The following is an 18,542-nucleotide window of genomic DNA, read 5'->3' as shown; positions in this document are numbered from 1 at the left end:
ATTGCTGTTAGGTATAAAGTTCTGTGATAGCCTTATTAAAAAATGAAACTTCCTCCATTGTTCCTGTGCTAATCCTGCACCATTCATTGAATGGAGGAAAAGGTCTGCCTATGATCACTCCTTTTTCTCGCATTTTTTCTGCAAGTTGTACTACATATTGTTTGGCGTCAAAAAACACAAAATTGGCCTGAGAAGGTAAATACTCAAGTCCTAAATGATCAAGTGTAGTTTCAATTGATTTTCTGGCTTCAATATTTTTTTGTAAGCTGAATTGGTAAAACTCATCATCACTCAATGCGGCTTTTGCAGCTTCTATAGCCATGATATTTAGATTGGCTACAACTCGATTCGATAGATCTGCTGCAATCTCAGGCTTGGCGATCAAGTACCCTATTCTGATACCTGCAAGCCCATATATTTTTGATAGGGTTTTGGATACGATGACATTTTTCCCCTTCTTAACTAATTCCACCATGGATGGATAATTGGGATCTTCGATATAATCATAGTAAGCTTCATCGCTGAATATCATAGTCTTATTACTTACTGATTCACAAAAATCCATGACTTGCTGAGCAGGAAGTAGTTTACCAGTTGGATTATTGGGATTGCAGAGAAAGACTAATTTGGTCTTACTACTGATTCTTTTTTCTATTTCCGGAAGGTCAAAATTCATATCCTGATCTAAAGGAACCCAATTGATTGATGCACCCCAGATTTCTGCATATGTCATCAAAGAGAGGAATGTAGGAAGTCCAGAGATAATTTCTCCTCCATTCAGAGCATAGGTAAGGCCAGCTATTTTCAGTCCTTCCGTAGATCCAGCCGTCAGCACAATATGATCTGATGGCACTCCTTCTTTGGCTGCAATCATATCGATCAGAGGTTGATTGTATGCCCATGGGTACCTGCAAGAAAGGTCAAAGCCTTTTTGCATAGCCTCTCGCATTTTTTGAGAAGGGCCATAAGGATTTTCGTTTGATCCTAGACGAATAAGAGGTTCTAGTGGTCTTGGATTAAATTTGCTCTTCTCTTCAGCGGTCAAAGAGCTATATGTGCCTATACCCCCTAAGAATGCCATCCCTGCTGTTAGAGAGGATTTTTTTAACCAATCTCTTCTAGATATATTCATATTCTTTGTTGTTAATTGATCTGTAAAAGGTACTAATATCGCTAACTTTTTCCTAATGCACTTATTTTACTTTTTGATGGAAGTAAAATTAACCAATATAAAGGTTTGTTTTACTAAAATGATTTTTTATAGTCAAAAAAGTTGGTTAAAATTATTAAATACAAAATTTAATTCCTAAATTTTAAAGAAACAACAATGAATTAGAAACGTAAACCCTCAGGCAATGAAAAGATCCATCTTAATGTTACTGCTTTTGACCCTATTGTCAGGAGCAATTTGGGCTCAAGAAACCAGATATTTAGTCTTTGAATTTTTCAAAGTGGAATCGTCAGAAATGTATGATTTTATAGAACATAAGGACTTTATGGAAAAAGTATATCAATCTGCTATCAATGATAAAAAGATCTCCGGATGGGACTTTTGGTCATTACAGTCAGGTGCAGATTCGGGTGAATTTCAATATATCACTATAACTTATTATGATAACCCAGTCTCCATGATGAATGGCTTAAATGAGGAAGATTTGGTCAAGTATGCCATGATTGCTTACCCCCATCTAAATGCTAAAGCGGTAAAGGATAAGTTTTCACTTGCCAACCGTGCTTTTGATCTCAAGCAAAGATCTTACATGCAACAAATTGCCAATAGCAAGGATAGTTTCAAAATGAAAAGGGGGATATTAGCATCTTTTGATTTGATGAAAGCAACGGAGGGAAGATTTCAAGAATATGAAAGGGCAGAAAGAGAAGTGTTTTTACCCATTCATCAGAGCAGAATCGAAAAAGGCTTGATGGGCAGTTGGGTTTTATTGAGAACTGCATTACCCTTTGGAAGTGAAGCAAAGTCCACTCACCTCACCATGAATATGTATAAAGATTATGTGCAGTTTTTCAATGCTCAAGAATATGAAGATATGGAATCAACAGCAGATCAGCGAGCCAAAATTGAACAAGGCCTGAAATCGAGAGATCAAAAATGGGTTTACCTGGCTACGCTAGAAGGGACAGTGAGGTGAATTAATTATCTAAATTAAAATTTAAAAAAAGGGGGCTATATTCAATATAGCCTCTTTTTTTATTTGCCTCTTTGATTTTCAATCAGTTTGGTTACAATCTCATTGATCTGTTCGGGATGATCTTTGACATATTTGATCGCTGCATTTTTCAAGGCATTGAGGTTTTTTGGACTAGCATCATCCATGTCAGGACTGGCCTCATGGAGGTCTGGCTCTACCCTGATAAATCCATTTTGATTATTTCCCGCATCAAATAGCCACTTTAATTGGTGAGATACAGTTTCAGAGTTTCCTGACATCATAATATCGATCAATGGTTTGATCCATTGCACAAGCCCAAATCTTCTAGCTTTCTCGAATGGAAATGATTCTTTTACTGAGCCCGTTCCCAGCGAAATCATCAACATATCTTTGGAGGTAGGATTCTCTATATTCCCAAAAGTACATTTCCTGGCTTCAGCATAAGCACACATGGCTGGGTTATTGGCAAAAACTCCACCATCGATCAGAGGGTATGCGGAGCCAAATCTAGATTTGATTAGAGCCGCTTCAAAATATGTGGGTGCTGCTGCTGTAGCTTGTGCTAAATCTTTGACAAAAAAGTCATGGGATTCATCTTTGCAGGCATAGCCATGTTTGAAAAATTTGGCACTTCTACTTTCTATATCATAGGAAGCAAAGAGACAAGGTTTCATTAATTCACTTAAGTAGACGTTACCAAAATACTTTTCTAAAGCTTGAAGTAAGGCTTTATTAGGGTATTTGGCTTCTTTAATCCCAAATACAGTCCTCAGTTTATGCCCAAATGGCTTTTTAAAAATTGCACCACCATTTTCCATGTAGAGATTGACTACTTCCTCCATGCTGAACTTGGGTCTTGTTGGGTCTGCTTGATCCGGCATCAGCATCCCACAGCCCAAGATACCTCCAGTGCTCGTACCTGCCACAAAATCAAAATAATCAACCAGTCTAGCCTGTGGATTCTGTGTTTTCTCTTGGATCTTTTCTTCTATCAGTTGTAGAATTGTACCTGGTATTACACCTCTGATTCCACCTCCATCAATTGAAAGTATTGCAACTTGTTTCATGCTTTAAAAATTTAAAAGGTTAGAAAATAATACTTTAGACTTTCTTAAAGTTAATGAAATCAGAGACAAATCCGAAAGTAGTAGCTTCTATAAAAGATAAATGCCTAAAATCACAGACAAGGAGGCAATGATGAAAATTACTAAAATTGGCTTCCAAGCATATTGAATCCATTCTTTATAAGAGATCCCTGCAGCTGCTAGTATAGCCATCAGACCCCCATTGCTAGGCGTGACCATGTCCATGATGCCAGCACCATATTGGTAAGCTAAGACAACCACCTGCCGTGACATACCAATCAGATCAGCAAGAGGAGTTAGCAGTGGCATCGTTAATACCGCTTGCCCTGAGGTACTAGGGACAGGAATGTGTAATATGGCTTGAGCGATCATCATTCCAAAAGCAGCCAAACCTAAAGGAAGTCCTTCAAGTGGATTGAATAATGTATAAATGATGGTGTCGATGATTTGACCGTCTTGCATGACTAAATAGATGCTTCTAGCCAACCCAACGATGATTCCTGCAAAAACAAGTTCTGCGAAGCCTTCTGAATAAGCCTTAGCTGTACCATTGATTCCAAGCTTCCCGATGATCCCAACAGCTAAACCCATAGCAAAGAAAATAGCAGACATTTCATTGTAATCCCATTCCCAATTGGTCAGGCCATAAATCATCACTGCAAATGTAAGGGCCACCAATAGCAGTATAATAATATGTGCATTTGAGACTTTGGCTGGTTTATCACTTTTGATTGGTTCCAAATTTTCTTGATCCTTACCAGTTCTGATTACATAAATGATCCAAAATCCCAATGCCAATACCAAGAAAATCATCCTATACAAGCCACCTGAGAACATGGGGACTTCTGCAATGTTTTGAGCGATGATCACGGAAAAAGGGTTTGTAGGACCAAATGACCCACCAATTAAGGCGGCTCCAAGACTTATCGCTACTCCAGCTGTTTTGGTATAACCGATTCGCTGAGTTAAAATCATCAAAACAGGCACCATAGCAATGATCTCTTCCTGAAGCCCGTTGAGTGCACCTGCTGCTGCAAAAAGAACACCTACCAAAGCTAAGAGCCATGCTTTGGCTTTGTCAAATCTAAAGATCAGGCTTTCTAAACCTGACTGAAAAGCACCAGTTTTATCCACTACATAGAATGCGCCACCTATGATTAAAATTAAGACAACTACTTCGGCTCCTTCTATGATCCCCTCAGGTACGCTCAAGAATGTCTTTCCTATATTGACTGGTGTGTTTTCCTTTGGTTGATAGCTGCCTTCCACTACGACTGCTCTTTGAGTCTGCTCGTCCAATACCCGATCATAAGAACCAGCAGGGATGATATAAGTGAGCAATGCTGCTAGACCAACAAAAGCCAGCATAATGATCATAGGATGCGGGAAAGTAAGCTTCATAGGGTAGGGGGATTCAGATTTTTGGTTTTATATAAACTATTTTAAAGTCAAAATTTCCTTAGCCATAATTTGAGTGCCTTCTGTAGCACTAGCACTTATTGATTTTAAATTTGGAATAAAGCTGGTCATAGGAATTTTCACATCGATGATGTATTTAACTGCCTTTTCAGGAGCATATTGAATGAGACTAGCTGCTGGATATACTTGTAAAGAAGTACCAATCACAGCAAAAATATCAGCTTGTAAAGCGTGCTCTATAGCGGGCTCCATCATAGGTACCATTTCTCCAAACCATACAATAAAGGGTCTAAGTTGACTTCCTTTTTCACACTTATCACCGATGTTGATTTCTGTGCCCATCATTTTATAAACAAGTGCAGGATCAAGCGTACTTTGACTTTTAAATAACTCTCCATGGAGGTGAATTATGTTGGTAGAACCGGCACGCTCGTGTAGGTTATCTACATTTTGAGTGATGATTGTAACATCAAAATGTTGCTCAAGCTTAGCTAAGGTTAGATGTGCTTTGTTTGGATTGACTGTTTTTGCTTGTCTTCTGCGTTGATTGTAAAAGTCAAGAACTAGCGCTTTGTTTCTACGCCAGCCTTCAGGAGATGCCACTTCCATCACATCATGTCCTTCCCATAAGCCATTGCTGTCTCTAAAAGTAGCAATACCACTTTCAGCTGATATACCAGCACCAGTTAGGACAACGAGTTTCTTTTTTTGCATCTGGCTAATTTAATTAAATGCATAAAAAAAGCAGGAATTTCTTCCTGCCATTTCATTACTTTTTCTTGGCGAATCTACCTTTTTTCTTTTCAGGTTGATTTTCTATGATTTCTATGGTTTCGGCATAAGTCAATTCGGCTGCTTCTTTATCTTTTGGAATTTTGAAATTGTTTTTTCCAAACTTGATGTATGGCCCCCATCTACCATTGAGTATTTGAATTTCTTCATTTTCTTCAAAGGTTTTGATGTGCTTCTCTGCATCTGCTTTACGCTTTGCTTTGATTAACTCAATCGCCTCCTCTTCGGAAATGCTGAGAGGATCGTGCTCCTTTCCTAAAGATACAAACTTACTATCATGTCTTAAGTAAGGTCCGAATCTACCAATAGCAGCTACAATTTTCTTATCCTCAAATTGCCCCACATCTCTTGGAAGTTTGAAAAGTTCTAATGCGTCTTCAAGGGTGATATTTTCAATAAACTGTCCCCTTTTCAAACTTGCAAATTGTTTTTCTTCGTCTTCTTGTTCCCCAATTTGGGCAAGAGGGCCAAACTTCCCTAGTCTCACGATAACTTTCTTGCCTGTTTTTGGATCTACTCCTAATTCCCGAGCACTATTGACATCTGCACGAGCGACATTGGCAGTTTCTTCTACACGGGTATGGAATGCTCCATAGAAGTTTTGGATCATATCCTCCCAGTTTTGACCACCCTGGGCAATATCATCAAATTCCTTTTCAACCCTTGCGGTAAAAGTAAAATCGATGACATTAGGGAAATGCTCGACCAAGAAGTCATTGACCACCATGGCAATATTTGTAGGAAAAAGCTTATTTTTATCAGCTCCAGCTATTTCTGTTTTGTTCTCTTTTTTGAAGGTACCTTTAGAGATTTTCATCTCTGTATATTTTCTCTCAGTTCCTTCACGAGATTCTTTGATTACATAATTCCGTTTTTGAATCGTGGAAATAGTCGGTGCATAAGTGGATGGTCTTCCTATACCCATTTCCTCCAATTTTTTCACTAAGGATGCTTCAGTATACCTTGGTGCAGGTCTACTGAAGGTTTCTCTTCCTTTCATTTCTACTAGCTCAAGAACTTGTCCAATTTTCAAAGGAGGTAGCAAACCCTTCTCAGTTGATTCATCATCTTCAGGTTCTTCGTCAGTGCTTTCTAAATAGACTTTAAGGAATCCTTCAAATTTGATCACTTCCCCAGTAGCGGTAAGGGTCTGTGGAAGTGTGGAAATACCTATGGTGACATTGGTTTTTTCCAATTCGGCATCAGCCATTTGAGAAGCGATAGCTCTTTTCCAAATGAGTTCATAGAGTCTTTGCTCGTTTCTATCGCCACTGGTATCATGTTTAGAAAAATCAGTAGGTCTGATTGCTTCGTGTGCTTCTTGAGCGCCTTCGCTTTTGGTACTGTATTTTCTTGATTTATGATACTCCGAACCGTAAGCTGAAGTAATTTCATCTTTTGCAGCAGCCATAGCATCTTCCGAGAGATTGGTGCTGTCTGTTCTCATGTAGGTGATTTTCCCAGCTTCATAAAGCTTTTGGGCAACTGACATGGTTTGTGCTACTGAAAAGCTCAACTTTCTACTTGCTTCTTGTTGTAAAGTAGAAGTAGTGAAAGGTGCAGCAGGTGTTTTCTTACCTGGTTTTTTCTCTAGATTTTGAATGTTGAATTCAGCACCTATGCATTTCTTCAGAAAATCCTCGGCCTCTTCTTGCGAATCAAATTTCTTAGGTAATTCAGCTGCAAGTGACTTTCCTTCTACATCAAAAATCGCAGTGATTCTATAGGCTGACTTTGATTTGAACTTTTCAATTTCCCGCTCACGCTCCACAATCAATCTTACGGCTACTGATTGAACCCTTCCAGCAGATAGACCTGCTTTTATTTTTTTCCAAAGTATAGGAGATAATTCAAATCCAACCAAACGATCCAAGATACGTCTTGCCTGTTGGGCATTGACAAGGTCATAGTCAATAGTTCTTGGATTTTCTATTGCTTTGGTAATGGCATTTTTAGTGATTTCTCTGAATACGATTCTTTTGGTATTCTCGTCTTTCAGTTTTAAAACCTCTTTGAGGTGCCAGCTGATAGCTTCTCCTTCGCGGTCATCATCACTCGCTAGGTAGACTGTTTCAGCATTTTTGACCAAGCTTTTGAGTTGTTTGATGACTTCTTTCTTGTCAGGAGTGACTTCATAAGTAGGTTTGAATCTATTTTGAATGTCAATTGCTTTGTCTCCTTTAGGCAAATCCCGCACGTGACCATAGCTTGAAGCTACTTTGAAATCTTTCCCTAAGTACCCCTCAATGGTTTTTGCCTTGGCAGGTGACTCTACAATAACTAGATTTTTTGACATAACTTTTTTTGCATTAAAACAATGGACTCTATATTTCTAGAATCAATTAAAATCTAAAAATAGATTTGATTATCATGTATTCCAAATTATCCAAGATAACATCTTATTTTTGGCATGATTATTTCAGATTTGTAATCATTCTAACAATACAATATCATAATGCAAAGCAATAAAATTTTGGCGGTGTTGAGACATGGAGAGGCGGATTTTAATTTCCCAAGTGATTTTGAAAGACAGCTGAGTTCAAAAGGGAAGTCTCAACTTATAAGATTGAGAGAGTTACTTAAAAAATCAAGTTTGAAACCTGAAAAAATTCTTTCAAGTGCTGCTGTACGGACCACACAAACCACTGAAATCGTCGCTGAGATTTTTGACAATGTAAAAGTAGCGTTTGATAGAAAAATCTATGAAGCAGAGCCTGGAGTGATTTTTGAATCGATTGCAGAGACTGAATCAGATGTCAGTACATTATTACTAGTAGGGCATAATCCAGGCATTAGTGCTTTGGTGTCTGCTATTGCAGATCAAGGATATCTGAGTATGCAACCTGGAATGTTGGTTATCATAGAAGTTCAAGTTGATGATTGGAAGCACCTGGGTATAGGAACAGGTATCGTAAGGGAAGTATTACAGTAATTATAGATTATATTTTGAAATTTAAGCAGGAAATTATTCTACAGGTTTTTCTGTTTAATTATCGTCAGGATTTTGTTTTTTTACGTAACAAATCCATATCACCTCAAATTATTTTATAAACTAAAATTGATAATACATGTCATTAAAACATCAGATTATTGAAAAATTTGATCCTAATGGGATCAGTACATACGAAAATCTTTTTGGATTACCTTTTGACGAAAGCACTGCTGATTTGATTATCATCCCTGTGCCATGGGAAGTGACAGTTTCTTATTCTCCAGGAACTGCTCAAGGTCCTGAAGCTATCATGAATGCCTCTTTGCAGGTAGATTTATTTCAAGATGACATCAAAGATGCATGGAAAATGGGTGTTTACATGCTCCCAATTCCAGAAGAAATCAAGGAAAAAAGCGATAATTTTAGAATTTTGGCAGCAAATTATATCAATTGGCTCAGCCAAGGATCGCCAAAAGAGGATTTGGAAAGATTTGGAGCTGTCCCTGGGCTAGTCAATAAAGCTTCGGAAGAAATGAATGCTTGGGTTTACGAACAAGCAAAAAAGTATAGAGCACAAGGCAAACTTGTAGCTTTATTGGGTGGAGACCACAGTACCCCGCTTGGTTTGATCAAAGCTCTTGCAGAAGAGCACGATAATTTTGGAATTCTCCAGATTGATGCGCACGCAGACTTGAGAATGGCTTATGAAAACTTTGAATTCTCTCACGCTTCAATAGCCTATAATGCCTTAAAACTTCCTCAAATCAGTAAATTGGTGCAGGTAGGTATCAGAGATTATTGCGAGGCTGAAGCGATTATGGCCAAGGAAAACAACAGAATCACAACTTTCTATGATAAGGATATCAAAAAAGAAGGCTACGAAGGGAAAGCATGGAAAATCATCTGTGATGAAATTGTAGACCAATTACCTCAAGAAGTCTACGTGACTATTGATATAGATGGGTTTGACCCTAAGTTATGTCCAAATACTGGCACACCTGTCGCTGGTGGATTTGAATTGGAGCAGATCATGTACCTGATGAAGGAGGTTGTGAAGTCAGGAAGAAAGCTGATCGGCTTTGACTTGGTAGAAGTAGCCCCAGGAGCTGAAGGTGACGAGTGGGATGGCAATGTAGGAGCTAGAGTTCTTTACAGAATGGCTAATCTATATGGCGCTTCTCAAGGTAGGTTGAATTTGAAATAAAATAATTTTAGCAAATAAAAAATCCCTGCTATATGTTATAGTAGGGATTTTTGTAAAGATATTTTTAGGCCAATTACAACTCACTTTTTGGTTTGAACATTGATAATACTTTCCGATGCACCGTTTCCAAATTTGCTCATTTCATTTGGACTAGAATTTTTGACAACTTGAATGTGAATGATATCCTCAATTTTGATATTGTTCAAAACTTCTTTTTAATGTGTTTGACCATCTTCAATCATAAGCAAGTCATTGCTGTCTAATCTTTTGATTTCTTGCACAGGGAAAGCAGTTTTATATTCAAAAGTTTTTTCCTTACTCGCATTTCCAGAATAACCAACGACCACTACTTCATGTGGAAGGTTGTGAGTAGGAGGATTTTTGATATTATCTATTCTGAAAGTAATTGGAAGTAAGACCTCATATTCTCCTGCGACATAAACATTCCAATTGGGAGCTTTTTCAAGGACCCTAAGAACTTCCTCATTCAATTCTTTTGAAATGCCTTTAGAAATCGCTGATTTGATAATATTCCCATCTTTATCCAAAGTTAGTCTGGCAATCACCGAACCCGATTCATTATTTCTTCGAGCTTCAGTTGGGTATTTGATATTTTTTCTCAAATATTCATTGAACTGAGCGGTTGGCTTTGGTACAATTCCACTGGTACTTTTTTCTAAATCAAAACGAATTGGCAACCTCAATCTGCTTTCTACCGCTTCACCATCTTTTTCGCCAGGCTTCCATTTTGGTGAGTTTTCTACTAGTCTGAGTGCCTCTTCATCGCAATATGCTCCTATACCTCTTAGAATTTCTGGCTCTTTGATGTTACCATCCTTATCTACAATAAAGGTAAGGTAAACCACACCCTCAACCCCTTTGATTTTTGCTTCTTGGGGATATTTGAGGTTGTTTTTGAGATAGGTATTCCAAGCATCCATACCACCTTGAGGTTCTGCTTGTTGATCTACCATATCTGCAGGGATTGTACTTGGCTTGTTATCGTTACTTGAACTTTGCTTGAATCTAATTGGCAAGCGCATTCTCACATTGACTTCTCTTCCCCTCTGTTTGCCTGGTGTCCAATCTGCGCCGTTGGCAACTACCCTCAAAGCTTCTTGATCTATACTAGGAGAGACACCTCTAATAATTTCTGGTTGTTCGATTTTCCCTTCTTTGGTAACAACAAATACTACATATGCTGTACCTTCTATGCCAGCCCTTTTTGCATCTTCTGGGTATTCAAGATTTGCTCTCAGGTATTCATTCCATCCTTCCATGCCTCCTGGAGGAACAGGTGCATTTTCTACTACATCAAAGATTTCGTCTCCATTGTAAGTTCTTGCACTTTGTCCAATTGGAACTTCTATAACCTGAGGGAAATTGTGAAGCGATTCTTGAATTTGATTATCAGCTGAATACGTGATAGCAAAACTAGCAGCATGCACAAGATCCACTTTCTTACCATCAATTTCACCTGCTGTCCATTTTGGAGCATTTGCAGATTGAATAGCTTCCAGTAATTTTTCATCAACACCTCCACCAAAACTTTGCTTGATGACAGGATTAGTGATTTTCCCATCTTTTGAAAGGATAAATTCTATTTGAATTGATGACCGGATATTCAGCTCCCTGTCCTTTTCAGACATTTCTTTGCTGATGACATCTAAAACGAATTTGGACCAAGCAGTAGCATCTTCTGGCGCTGGCCGTTTTTTCGCTACATACGAATAAGGGATCTCACCATAGTTTTTACTGATAGTAGAGTTCCTTCTGAGCGTGTTGATGAGACTCCTGACTTTCAGATACTCTTCATCTGAAGTGATGTCTGCAAAATCATATACCAATTCACCAAGTTGAGCAGTGAGTTGATCACCTTTAAGCGGCCCTATCAGCTCATAATGCTTTGGATTGTTGATTTTTTTAACTTTGATTGCTATTTCAATTGAGTCTTGAGAAGCAATCAGTTGCTCTTTGATGAATTCGATCTTTTCAGTATTGCTACTGAGAAGGAATCCAACACCTACCTTTGTCTTCATGGAAATCAATGCCATCAACATTACAGTCAATGGTATTACCATGGTCAATTTAAACCAATTTGGTTTTGCAGTTTTCTTAATCATTAGAATTCTTTTAAGGGTTGTTGATCTGATGAAATAATTACCAATAGGAAGATCCATTCCCTTAAATGCAATTTTTGCGATTAACTTCGGATAGCTTTCTTTATTTTCAGTTTGTTTGAGGACATTTTCGTCAGCAAGGTATTCATGCACATCCACCAATGCTGATCGCATCAAGTGTATAGCTGGATTAAACCAGAATATAATACTCAATACTTGATAATATAGCACATCCCAAGAGTGATGCTGCCTGATGTGTTCAATTTCGTGTTTGATGATTTGATCCTTCTCTTCTAGACTCAGATCCTGTGTTTCATCCCAAAAAAGCTTGTTGAAATAAGAAAAAATGGGGGCAAGACCGAAAGTTGGGATTAGGAAATAGTTGCCTTTTAACTTAAAACTCGTTTGGTACCAACCTTTTTCTTGCAGCAATCTTAATTGGATCATTTGCCAAAATAGCCTGATTGCTAATAAGGATATGATAATTAAATAGCCAATTAAAAAATAATCTTTTAATTCAAGTAAAACAGGAAGCTTGGTGCTCTGAACTGTGAATTCAGGTAGTCCAAAAGTTCCTGCAACTTCTTCGGGCATCGACTCTATAGTCAATGCCCGAAATAGTTGGGACTGTTCTAATGATATATCTGGCTTATAAAACTCTACCGGTATTTGCATCAATGGAAAGAGCAATGCCAGGATGGGAGTGATTAATATATAAACTCTTGTGAAGACAAATGCTTTTTCATTTCTAAGGAAAACCCAGTAGATTCCAAAGAAGAAAAACAGGCAGAATGTACTTTGCCAGATATAATCAATTAGAATAGCCATAAGAGGTCATTATTTCACCTCATCTTTGACTTCATTCAAGATTTTTTCAACCTCTTTCACGTCTAGATTTTCATCTTTTGCAAAGAATGAAGCTAGTTTTGTAAATGATCCATTGAAATAACCTGATAATAAGTTCTTGATAGAATGGCTTCTGTAAGCATCTTTGGACACGATAGGGTAGTATTCGTGTGATTTCCCATAAGCTTTGTGCTGTACAAAACCTTTTCTCTCAAGAATTCTGATAATTGTAGATACAGTGTTGTAAGCCGGCTTTGGCTCTTCCATCTTTTCCAAAAGGTCTTTCACGAATCCCTTTTCTGCTTCCCATAGGATTTGCATTACCTGCTCTTCTGCTCTTGTTAAATTTCTCATAATTGTGTTAAGTTTTAAATGATGCCTCAAATTATTCAGTTAGTTTTAAAAAAACAAATAAATGGAACGAATCTTTTCTATTGGTATCTATAAAATTAGTAATTAAAATTTAGTTAAAAAAGAATTATTTAGTTTTTTTTCCAAAAAAAAGAACTCCACATTCGGGAGTTCTTAAAATTTTAAAGCCTTGAAGATGCTAGGCAGTTCTTAATTTGATGATTCCCGTAGCGTGAAGTAGCTTCACGATAGGGTAGGTTGGATCAAATTCATACCACTTAACAGCAAAATTTGGTCTGTTAGGAAGTTTGTGATGATTGTTCTGAAATAATTCACCTAACATTAAAACATCCAAGAGGAGACTATTCTTTGATTTATCATTGTTATCAAAGTTAGCATAGCCATATTTATGTCCGCTCCAATTGACAATAGCTCCGTGAACTGGCCCCATCAAGAAATGAATTGGAAGTAAAAAGTACATCCACCAGTGTGTACCGGGTAACTCAAATACAGAAATTGATAGAATGTAAACGGCTGCGTAAAACAAACCCCATCCCAATCTAGCCATCATAGAATCTGCGAACAAGTCAAATCTATTCCAATCTGGTACATCTTTAGAAAAACGTTCTTCAGGCTTAAGCTTGAAACTGAAGTAATCATTATAAATGTTTTTTGTTTTCCACATCATGGTAAATAGATTTTCTGTATGATGTGGGCTATGTGGATCCTTGGGCGTATCGCTGTATGCATGGTGCATTCTGTGCAATATAGCGTAGGCTCTCGGGGATAAGTAGCTGCTGCCCTGAGTTATCCAAGTAAAGATGTAAAAGAATCTTTCCCAGAATTTTGACATGTAAAACATTTGGTGTGCTGCATAACGATGCAAGAAGAAGCTTTGGCAGAATAAAGAGAAATACCAATGCAATAGGAAGAAGACAATTAAAATCACTCTTGTTACTTAATTTGATAATATCACAAAGATAATAGCTATCCCGCGGAAATGTTTTAAACTTTATTTTTTTTTGATGAATGAATGATAAAAATCAATTTTTCTTAAATTGTCACTAATAATGTTTTTAGCAATAACTTAATCCCAAAACTATGAGCAAAGCAAAAGACACATGGGGCATCATTGTCCAATTGATTTTAGGAGGTATCGCCGTTCTGATCACAAGTTATCTACTTCCAGGTGTTAGCGTTGAAGATTTCTTTACAGGTGTGGTAATAGCAGCATTGATAGCACTTCTCAATATTACCATCAAACCCATTCTGATATTATTGACGATTCCTATTACCGTGGTGACATTAGGGTTGTTTTTGATAGTCATCAATGCACTCCTAATTCTATTAGCAGCTTACATTGTACCTGGGTTTTCTGTAGATGGTTTTTGGTGGGCAGTTTTATTTGGTCTGATCTTAGGTTTGATCAATTCCCTTCTTGGTGTTTCTTTGGGTGGCAGTACGCATTCCGAAAGATAAATTATCATGAAGGATTAATCTCAGGTAAGCTTTCGTCTTTATCTCTGATATAAGAGATGAGTTTACCTGATTTTTCTTTTAAATAATGTTTGAACTGAGCTTTCGGGACTGTTATTAATACGATAGAAATTTCTTCGTCTAATTGCTCCTCTTCAAGATAATCTATTTCATACACTTCAATTGAATAAGCTATTTGGGGGTGGCAATACTCTCTTGACGCTTTTTCAATCATAAAGATTTCTTCTTCAGGATCCACTCCAGTAATCTTTTTTTGATCACTGATACCAATTGCAATAACACCACCTGATGTGTTGGCAAAAGCGACTAAGGTTTTTGCAATTTTGTAGCAATCCGAAATGGTTTTTTTAAAATCCAGTGTTTGACCTTCCTCCTTTTTTAAAAGTTCTTTGATAAAGTCATCGTTTTTTATAGGTAGAAACATTTTTTTCAATCTAAAATATTGTATATTAATTACTTAATTTTATATTAGTCAAATGATATGAAAATATTGCTTTTATATTAACGCGTTCCGTATTAAGTTGTCCACTGAAACCTAAAATTTTTAAATATGAAATACCGTAATGAAGGATTTGACCCAGAAATCATCGAAGCGCTAAAAAAAGAATTGGCGTCTTCAGGCAAGTCATTTAAAGTAATCGAAGGAGAGGAAGAAAATTCAGATGAATTTGTTAATTTTCTTTTCATTGGCATGTATGAAGGTAAGGAAGTTATTTATGATGCTGCACTTTACACCTTAAGGTTACATCATTCTTCAGAAGTTTATGAACTTGCTGAGCACGAGGCAGCTAAAAAATTCCCTAATTTCAATGGAATCAAATATGAAGAAGATGAAAATGGGAATTTGAAACCACTGAGTAGTGAGGATGAAGAAATTGGTTGGTTTATTACCGAAATCATCATGGAAATAGAAGAAGAAGAGACTGTGAAAGTTCAAGAATTCATAGACATTGATACCCATCACGATTATGGAATAGGACTTGATGCTTCTTTGAATGTGGAATACATCGATGATAAGGTCATCGAAAAATTTATCAAAGAATTCAATGATGATACAATCCAATTAGATGAAACATTTTACGCTTTTCAGTCCGAAGAAGAAGAGGATCTTGAAGAATAATTCATACATTTTGTCCAACAATCAATCAAATTCGCTTGTTAATCAACAAGCGTTTTTTTGTGATGTTAAAAATAGCCTACTCCTCAATATATAGTCATCCACTTCCAGACGGACATCGGTTCCCCATGGAAAAGTATGACCTGCTTCCTGAGCAATTGCTCTATGAGGGTACTGTTACAGCAAGCAATTTTTTTGAACCTCAGGTGCTTGATGAAAAGTGGATTTTGAATACACATGAATCAAGTTATTTCGAAAAACTTCGAAATCTTCAACTCAGTAAATCTGAAATCAGGAAAACTGGATTTCCACTGAGTAAGCAACTCGTAGATAGAGAAATTCATATCATGCATGGCTCTGTACAAGCAAGCCTATATGCACTGGATTATGGAATAGCCATGAATATAGCTGGTGGTACCCATCATGCTTTTACTGATAGAGGAGAAGCCTTTTGTTTGTTGAATGATATAGCGATTTCCGCTAACTACCTGTTAGAAAATAGACTAGTTAAAAAAATCCTTGTGGTCGATTTGGACGTTCATCAGGGCTATGGAACTGCTGAAATATTCCAAAATCAAGAAAACGTTTTTACATTTAGTATGCATGGAGCTTCCAACTATCCAATGCATAAAGAAAGATCAGATCTTGATATAGGTTTACCTGACGGAATAGGTGATGATGGCTACCTCAAAATTCTGAATCAAAACCTAGAACCATTGATTGATAAAGTAGCACCAGATTTTATCATATATCAGTGTGGGGTAGATGTGTTAGCATCTGATAAATTGGGGAGGTTGGGCATGAGCATCCTAGGATGCAAAGAACGTGATCGAATTGTATTAGAATCAGCTAAGCGCCACCAAATTCCAGTCATGTGCTGTATGGGAGGTGGTTATTCTCCTAAAATAGCTGACATCATAGAAGCACATGCCAATACTTATCGCTTGGCACAAGACATATATTTCTAACATGGGCAAGAAAAAAGATTTGAAGAAGAAGTGGCTATATCATGCAGTATTTGGAATTCTACTTATGGGCTTTGGTCTTAGTCTATTTGGAGACGCTGTTATCTTGAAATCATCGGGTCAAGACTGGGTTTCTTGGTTTTTGATGGGTACTTGTGCTTTGGTGTTTTTTTTTGCAGGTCTTTCAATCTTCGGTAAAGCCACAGTCTACAAAAACAAGCTATCTTCAAAGGGAAAAAAGAAGAATAAAAGAAGTAAAAAATAGTTTTAACTGAAATTAACAAACTCAATTTGGAGATTGATTTGAACAAAAAATTCTTTGTTTATATTTGCGCCAATCTAAAACAACAAATAATCAACGTGAAGAAATTATCAAAAGTATTAGGCGTATTGGGATTTGCGACAATTGTATTTTCCGCCTGTAACAATTCAGGAACCACCACTCCAAGTAATTCAGAAGCTGAAGCTAACTCAGAAGTAAGCATTTCAGATCTTAAAATCGCTTACATACTAACGGACAGTGTGATAGCTAATTTCGATTTGTTCAAGGAAAAATCGGGTGAAATCACTGAGAAGGGAAGAAAATTTGAGTCTGAATTAGGTAGCAGAGCTAGAGGATTTGAACAAGAGGTTCAAAACTTTGAACAAACTGCAGGCACCATGACCCCTAACCAAGCTAGAGCCAAGCAGGAGGATTTGATGAAGAAAGAAAGAAACTTGGTGACGTACAGAGATAATTTGATGCAGGAATTACAGTCTGACGAATCTCAACTATATAGTGATGTGATCGACAGAATCCAGGAGTATTTGACGGAGTATGCCGAAGAGAATGATTTAGAAATGATCCTTTCCTATACAAGGGGTGGTGCTGTATGGTATTCTAAAAAATCACTTGATATTACTGATAAAGTAACTGCGGGCTTAAATGCTAAATATGCTGCTTCTAAATCAGCTGGCAATAAATAAGAAATAAATGCTTATATAGTATCAAAAGCCCAGTTATAGCTGGGCTTTTTTCATGTTGTATAAATTGATACTTTTGTACTCCTTTAAATCAAACTAGTAACAAATGAAAATCACAGAATTTTTAAAACATAATTACAGGCATTTCAACGCAGCAGCTCTTATTGATGCAGCAGAAGGCTACAAAGCACATATTGATAATGGTGGTAAAATGATGGTGACACTTGCAGGCGCTATGTCAACTGCCGAGCTTGGTATTTCTTTGGCCGAAATGATCCGTCAAGATAAAGTGCAAATCATTACCTGTACTGGTGCAAACTTAGAAGAAGATGTCTTTAATCTAGTGGCACACGACTATTATGAACGTATACCAAATTATAGAGACCTTTCTCCAGAACAAGAAAATGACTTGCTCGAGCGTCACATGAATCGCGTGACAGATACTTGCATTCCAGAAATGGAAGCCATGAGAAGGATTGAAAATGTCATCTTAGAAGAATGGATGAAAGCAGATCAAGCTGGTGAAGCTTACTTCCCTCACGAGTTTTTCTATAAAATATTACTTTCTGGAAAATTGGATAAGTCATTCCAAATTGATCCAAAAAATAGCTGGTTGCTTGAAGCTGCTAAGAAAAATCTCCCAATCATTGTTCCTGGATGGGAAGATTCTACGCTAGGAAATATGTATGCAGGTCACGTAATCTCTGGTGACATCAAAGATGTACATACAGTTAAAGGAGGTATTCAATACATGATGTTTTTGGCGGATTGGTATCAGAAAAATGCAACAGAGCAAAGTACCGTAGGCTTCTTCCAAATCGGAGGTGGTATTGCCGGTGACTTCCCTATTTGTGTGGTTCCTATGCTGCATCAAGATTTGCAAAAAGATAATGTTCCATTGTGGGGCTATTTCTGTCAGATTTCTGACTCCACTACTTCCTATGGTTCTTATTCAGGTGCAGTTCCAAACGAAAAAATCACGTGGGGTAAATTAGGGATTGATACGCCAAAATATATCATCGAATCAGATGCAACAATCGTTGCACCATTGGTTTTTGCGATTGTTTTGGATCAATAATTGAT

General features: G+C 37.3%; 18 protein-coding genes. 9 read left to right on the top strand and 9 right to left on the bottom strand.

Features of this window, described 5'->3' with window-relative positions:
- Positions 1–7: 7 nt before the first annotated feature.
- Complete coding sequence (locus BW935_RS17325) at positions 8–1,132, bottom strand: pyridoxal phosphate-dependent aminotransferase (protein WP_076503045.1); 1,125 nt, start codon at positions 1,130–1,132, stop codon at positions 8–10.
- A gap of 223 nt (positions 1,133–1,355) precedes the next feature.
- Between BW935_RS17325 and BW935_RS17320 the strand changes: the two genes are divergently transcribed.
- Complete coding sequence (locus BW935_RS17320; protein WP_076503044.1) at positions 1,356–2,147, top strand: hypothetical protein; 792 nt, start codon at positions 1,356–1,358, stop codon at positions 2,145–2,147.
- A gap of 59 nt (positions 2,148–2,206) precedes the next feature.
- Here BW935_RS17320 and BW935_RS17315 read toward each other — a convergent pair whose 3' ends face one another.
- From BW935_RS17315 to topA, 4 genes are all read right to left on the bottom strand, one after another.
- Positions 2,207–3,235 (bottom strand): patatin-like phospholipase family protein, encoded by a 1,029-nt coding sequence (locus BW935_RS17315; RefSeq protein ID WP_076503043.1) that lies wholly within the window; start codon positions 3,233–3,235, stop codon positions 2,207–2,209.
- An 87-nt stretch (positions 3,236–3,322) separates the two neighbouring features.
- Positions 3,323–4,654, bottom strand: coding sequence for a YfcC family protein (locus tag BW935_RS17310; protein ID WP_076503042.1), 1,332 nt, complete (start codon positions 4,652–4,654; stop codon positions 3,323–3,325).
- Positions 4,655–4,690: 36 nt separating this feature from the next.
- On the bottom strand, positions 4,691–5,386 hold the full coding sequence (locus tag BW935_RS17305; RefSeq protein ID WP_076503041.1) for an SIR2 family NAD-dependent protein deacylase: 696 nt from the start codon (positions 5,384–5,386) through the stop codon (positions 4,691–4,693).
- Between the two features lie 55 nt (positions 5,387–5,441).
- Positions 5,442–7,760, bottom strand: coding sequence for a type I DNA topoisomerase (gene topA, locus BW935_RS17300; protein WP_076503040.1), 2,319 nt, complete (start codon positions 7,758–7,760; stop codon positions 5,442–5,444).
- Positions 7,761–7,919: 159 nt separating this feature from the next.
- On the opposite strand from topA, the gene BW935_RS17295 reads away from it, so the two are divergent.
- Together BW935_RS17295 and BW935_RS17290 are read left to right on the top strand one after the other, a co-directional pair.
- Entirely contained in the window at positions 7,920–8,396 is a 477-nt protein-coding gene (locus BW935_RS17295) for a SixA phosphatase family protein (RefSeq protein ID WP_076503039.1), read from the top strand.
- 136 nt (positions 8,397–8,532) lie between these two features.
- Positions 8,533–9,600 (top strand): agmatinase family protein, encoded by a 1,068-nt coding sequence (locus tag BW935_RS17290; RefSeq protein ID WP_076503038.1) that lies wholly within the window; start codon positions 8,533–8,535, stop codon positions 9,598–9,600.
- A 215-nt stretch (positions 9,601–9,815) separates the two neighbouring features.
- Here the strand turns inward: BW935_RS17290 and BW935_RS17285 are convergent, their stop codons facing one another.
- The 3 genes from BW935_RS17285 to BW935_RS17275 form a co-directional block, all read right to left on the bottom strand.
- Complete coding sequence (locus BW935_RS17285) at positions 9,816–12,548, bottom strand: M56 family metallopeptidase (protein ID WP_076503037.1); 2,733 nt, start codon at positions 12,546–12,548, stop codon at positions 9,816–9,818.
- 9 nt (positions 12,549–12,557) lie between these two features.
- Entirely contained in the window at positions 12,558–12,920 is a 363-nt protein-coding gene (locus BW935_RS17280; protein ID WP_076503036.1) for a BlaI/MecI/CopY family transcriptional regulator, read from the bottom strand.
- A 196-nt stretch (positions 12,921–13,116) separates the two neighbouring features.
- On the bottom strand, positions 13,117–13,866 hold the full coding sequence (locus tag BW935_RS17275) for an acyl-CoA desaturase (protein ID WP_076503035.1): 750 nt from the start codon (positions 13,864–13,866) through the stop codon (positions 13,117–13,119).
- Positions 13,867–14,018: 152 nt separating this feature from the next.
- Here BW935_RS17275 and BW935_RS17270 point away from each other — a divergent pair, with 152 nt between their 5' ends.
- A complete protein-coding gene (locus tag BW935_RS17270; protein ID WP_076503034.1) occupies positions 14,019–14,396 on the top strand; it encodes a phage holin family protein in 378 nt (125 codons plus the stop codon).
- A 4-nt stretch (positions 14,397–14,400) separates the two neighbouring features.
- Here BW935_RS17270 and BW935_RS17265 read toward each other — a convergent pair whose 3' ends face one another.
- Positions 14,401–14,838 carry an AlbA family DNA-binding domain-containing protein gene (locus BW935_RS17265; RefSeq protein WP_076503033.1) on the bottom strand — a complete coding sequence of 146 codons (438 nt, stop codon included), beginning with the start codon at positions 14,836–14,838 and terminating at the stop codon, positions 14,401–14,403.
- A 126-nt stretch (positions 14,839–14,964) separates the two neighbouring features.
- Between BW935_RS17265 and BW935_RS17260 the strand changes: the two genes are divergently transcribed.
- The 5 genes from BW935_RS17260 (at position 14,965) to BW935_RS17240 (ending at position 18,537) form a co-directional block, all read left to right on the top strand.
- Positions 14,965–15,534, top strand: a complete 570-nt coding sequence (locus BW935_RS17260) for a hypothetical protein (RefSeq protein ID WP_076503032.1) — start codon at positions 14,965–14,967, stop codon at positions 15,532–15,534.
- A gap of 62 nt (positions 15,535–15,596) precedes the next feature.
- On the top strand, positions 15,597–16,499 hold the full coding sequence (locus BW935_RS17255) for a histone deacetylase family protein (RefSeq protein WP_076503031.1): 903 nt from the start codon (positions 15,597–15,599) through the stop codon (positions 16,497–16,499).
- Between the two features lies 1 nt (position 16,500).
- The gene (locus BW935_RS17250) at positions 16,501–16,761 is read left to right on the top strand and encodes a hypothetical protein (RefSeq protein WP_076503030.1); all 261 of its coding nucleotides are present in this window, start codon (positions 16,501–16,503) and stop codon (positions 16,759–16,761) included.
- Positions 16,762–16,856: 95 nt separating this feature from the next.
- Positions 16,857–17,462, top strand: coding sequence for an OmpH/Skp family outer membrane protein (locus BW935_RS17245; protein ID WP_076503053.1), 606 nt, complete (start codon positions 16,857–16,859; stop codon positions 17,460–17,462).
- Between the two features lie 103 nt (positions 17,463–17,565).
- Entirely contained in the window at positions 17,566–18,537 is a 972-nt protein-coding gene (locus BW935_RS17240; RefSeq protein WP_076503029.1) for a deoxyhypusine synthase family protein, read from the top strand.
- Positions 18,538–18,542: the final 5 nt, after the last annotated feature.

Origin of the sequence: Belliella pelovolcani (assembly GCF_900156785.1) — a bacterium.
GTDB classification, from domain to species: domain Bacteria; phylum Bacteroidota; class Bacteroidia; order Cytophagales; family Cyclobacteriaceae; genus Belliella; species Belliella pelovolcani.
This window is presented reverse-complemented; position numbering and strand designations above follow the sequence as displayed.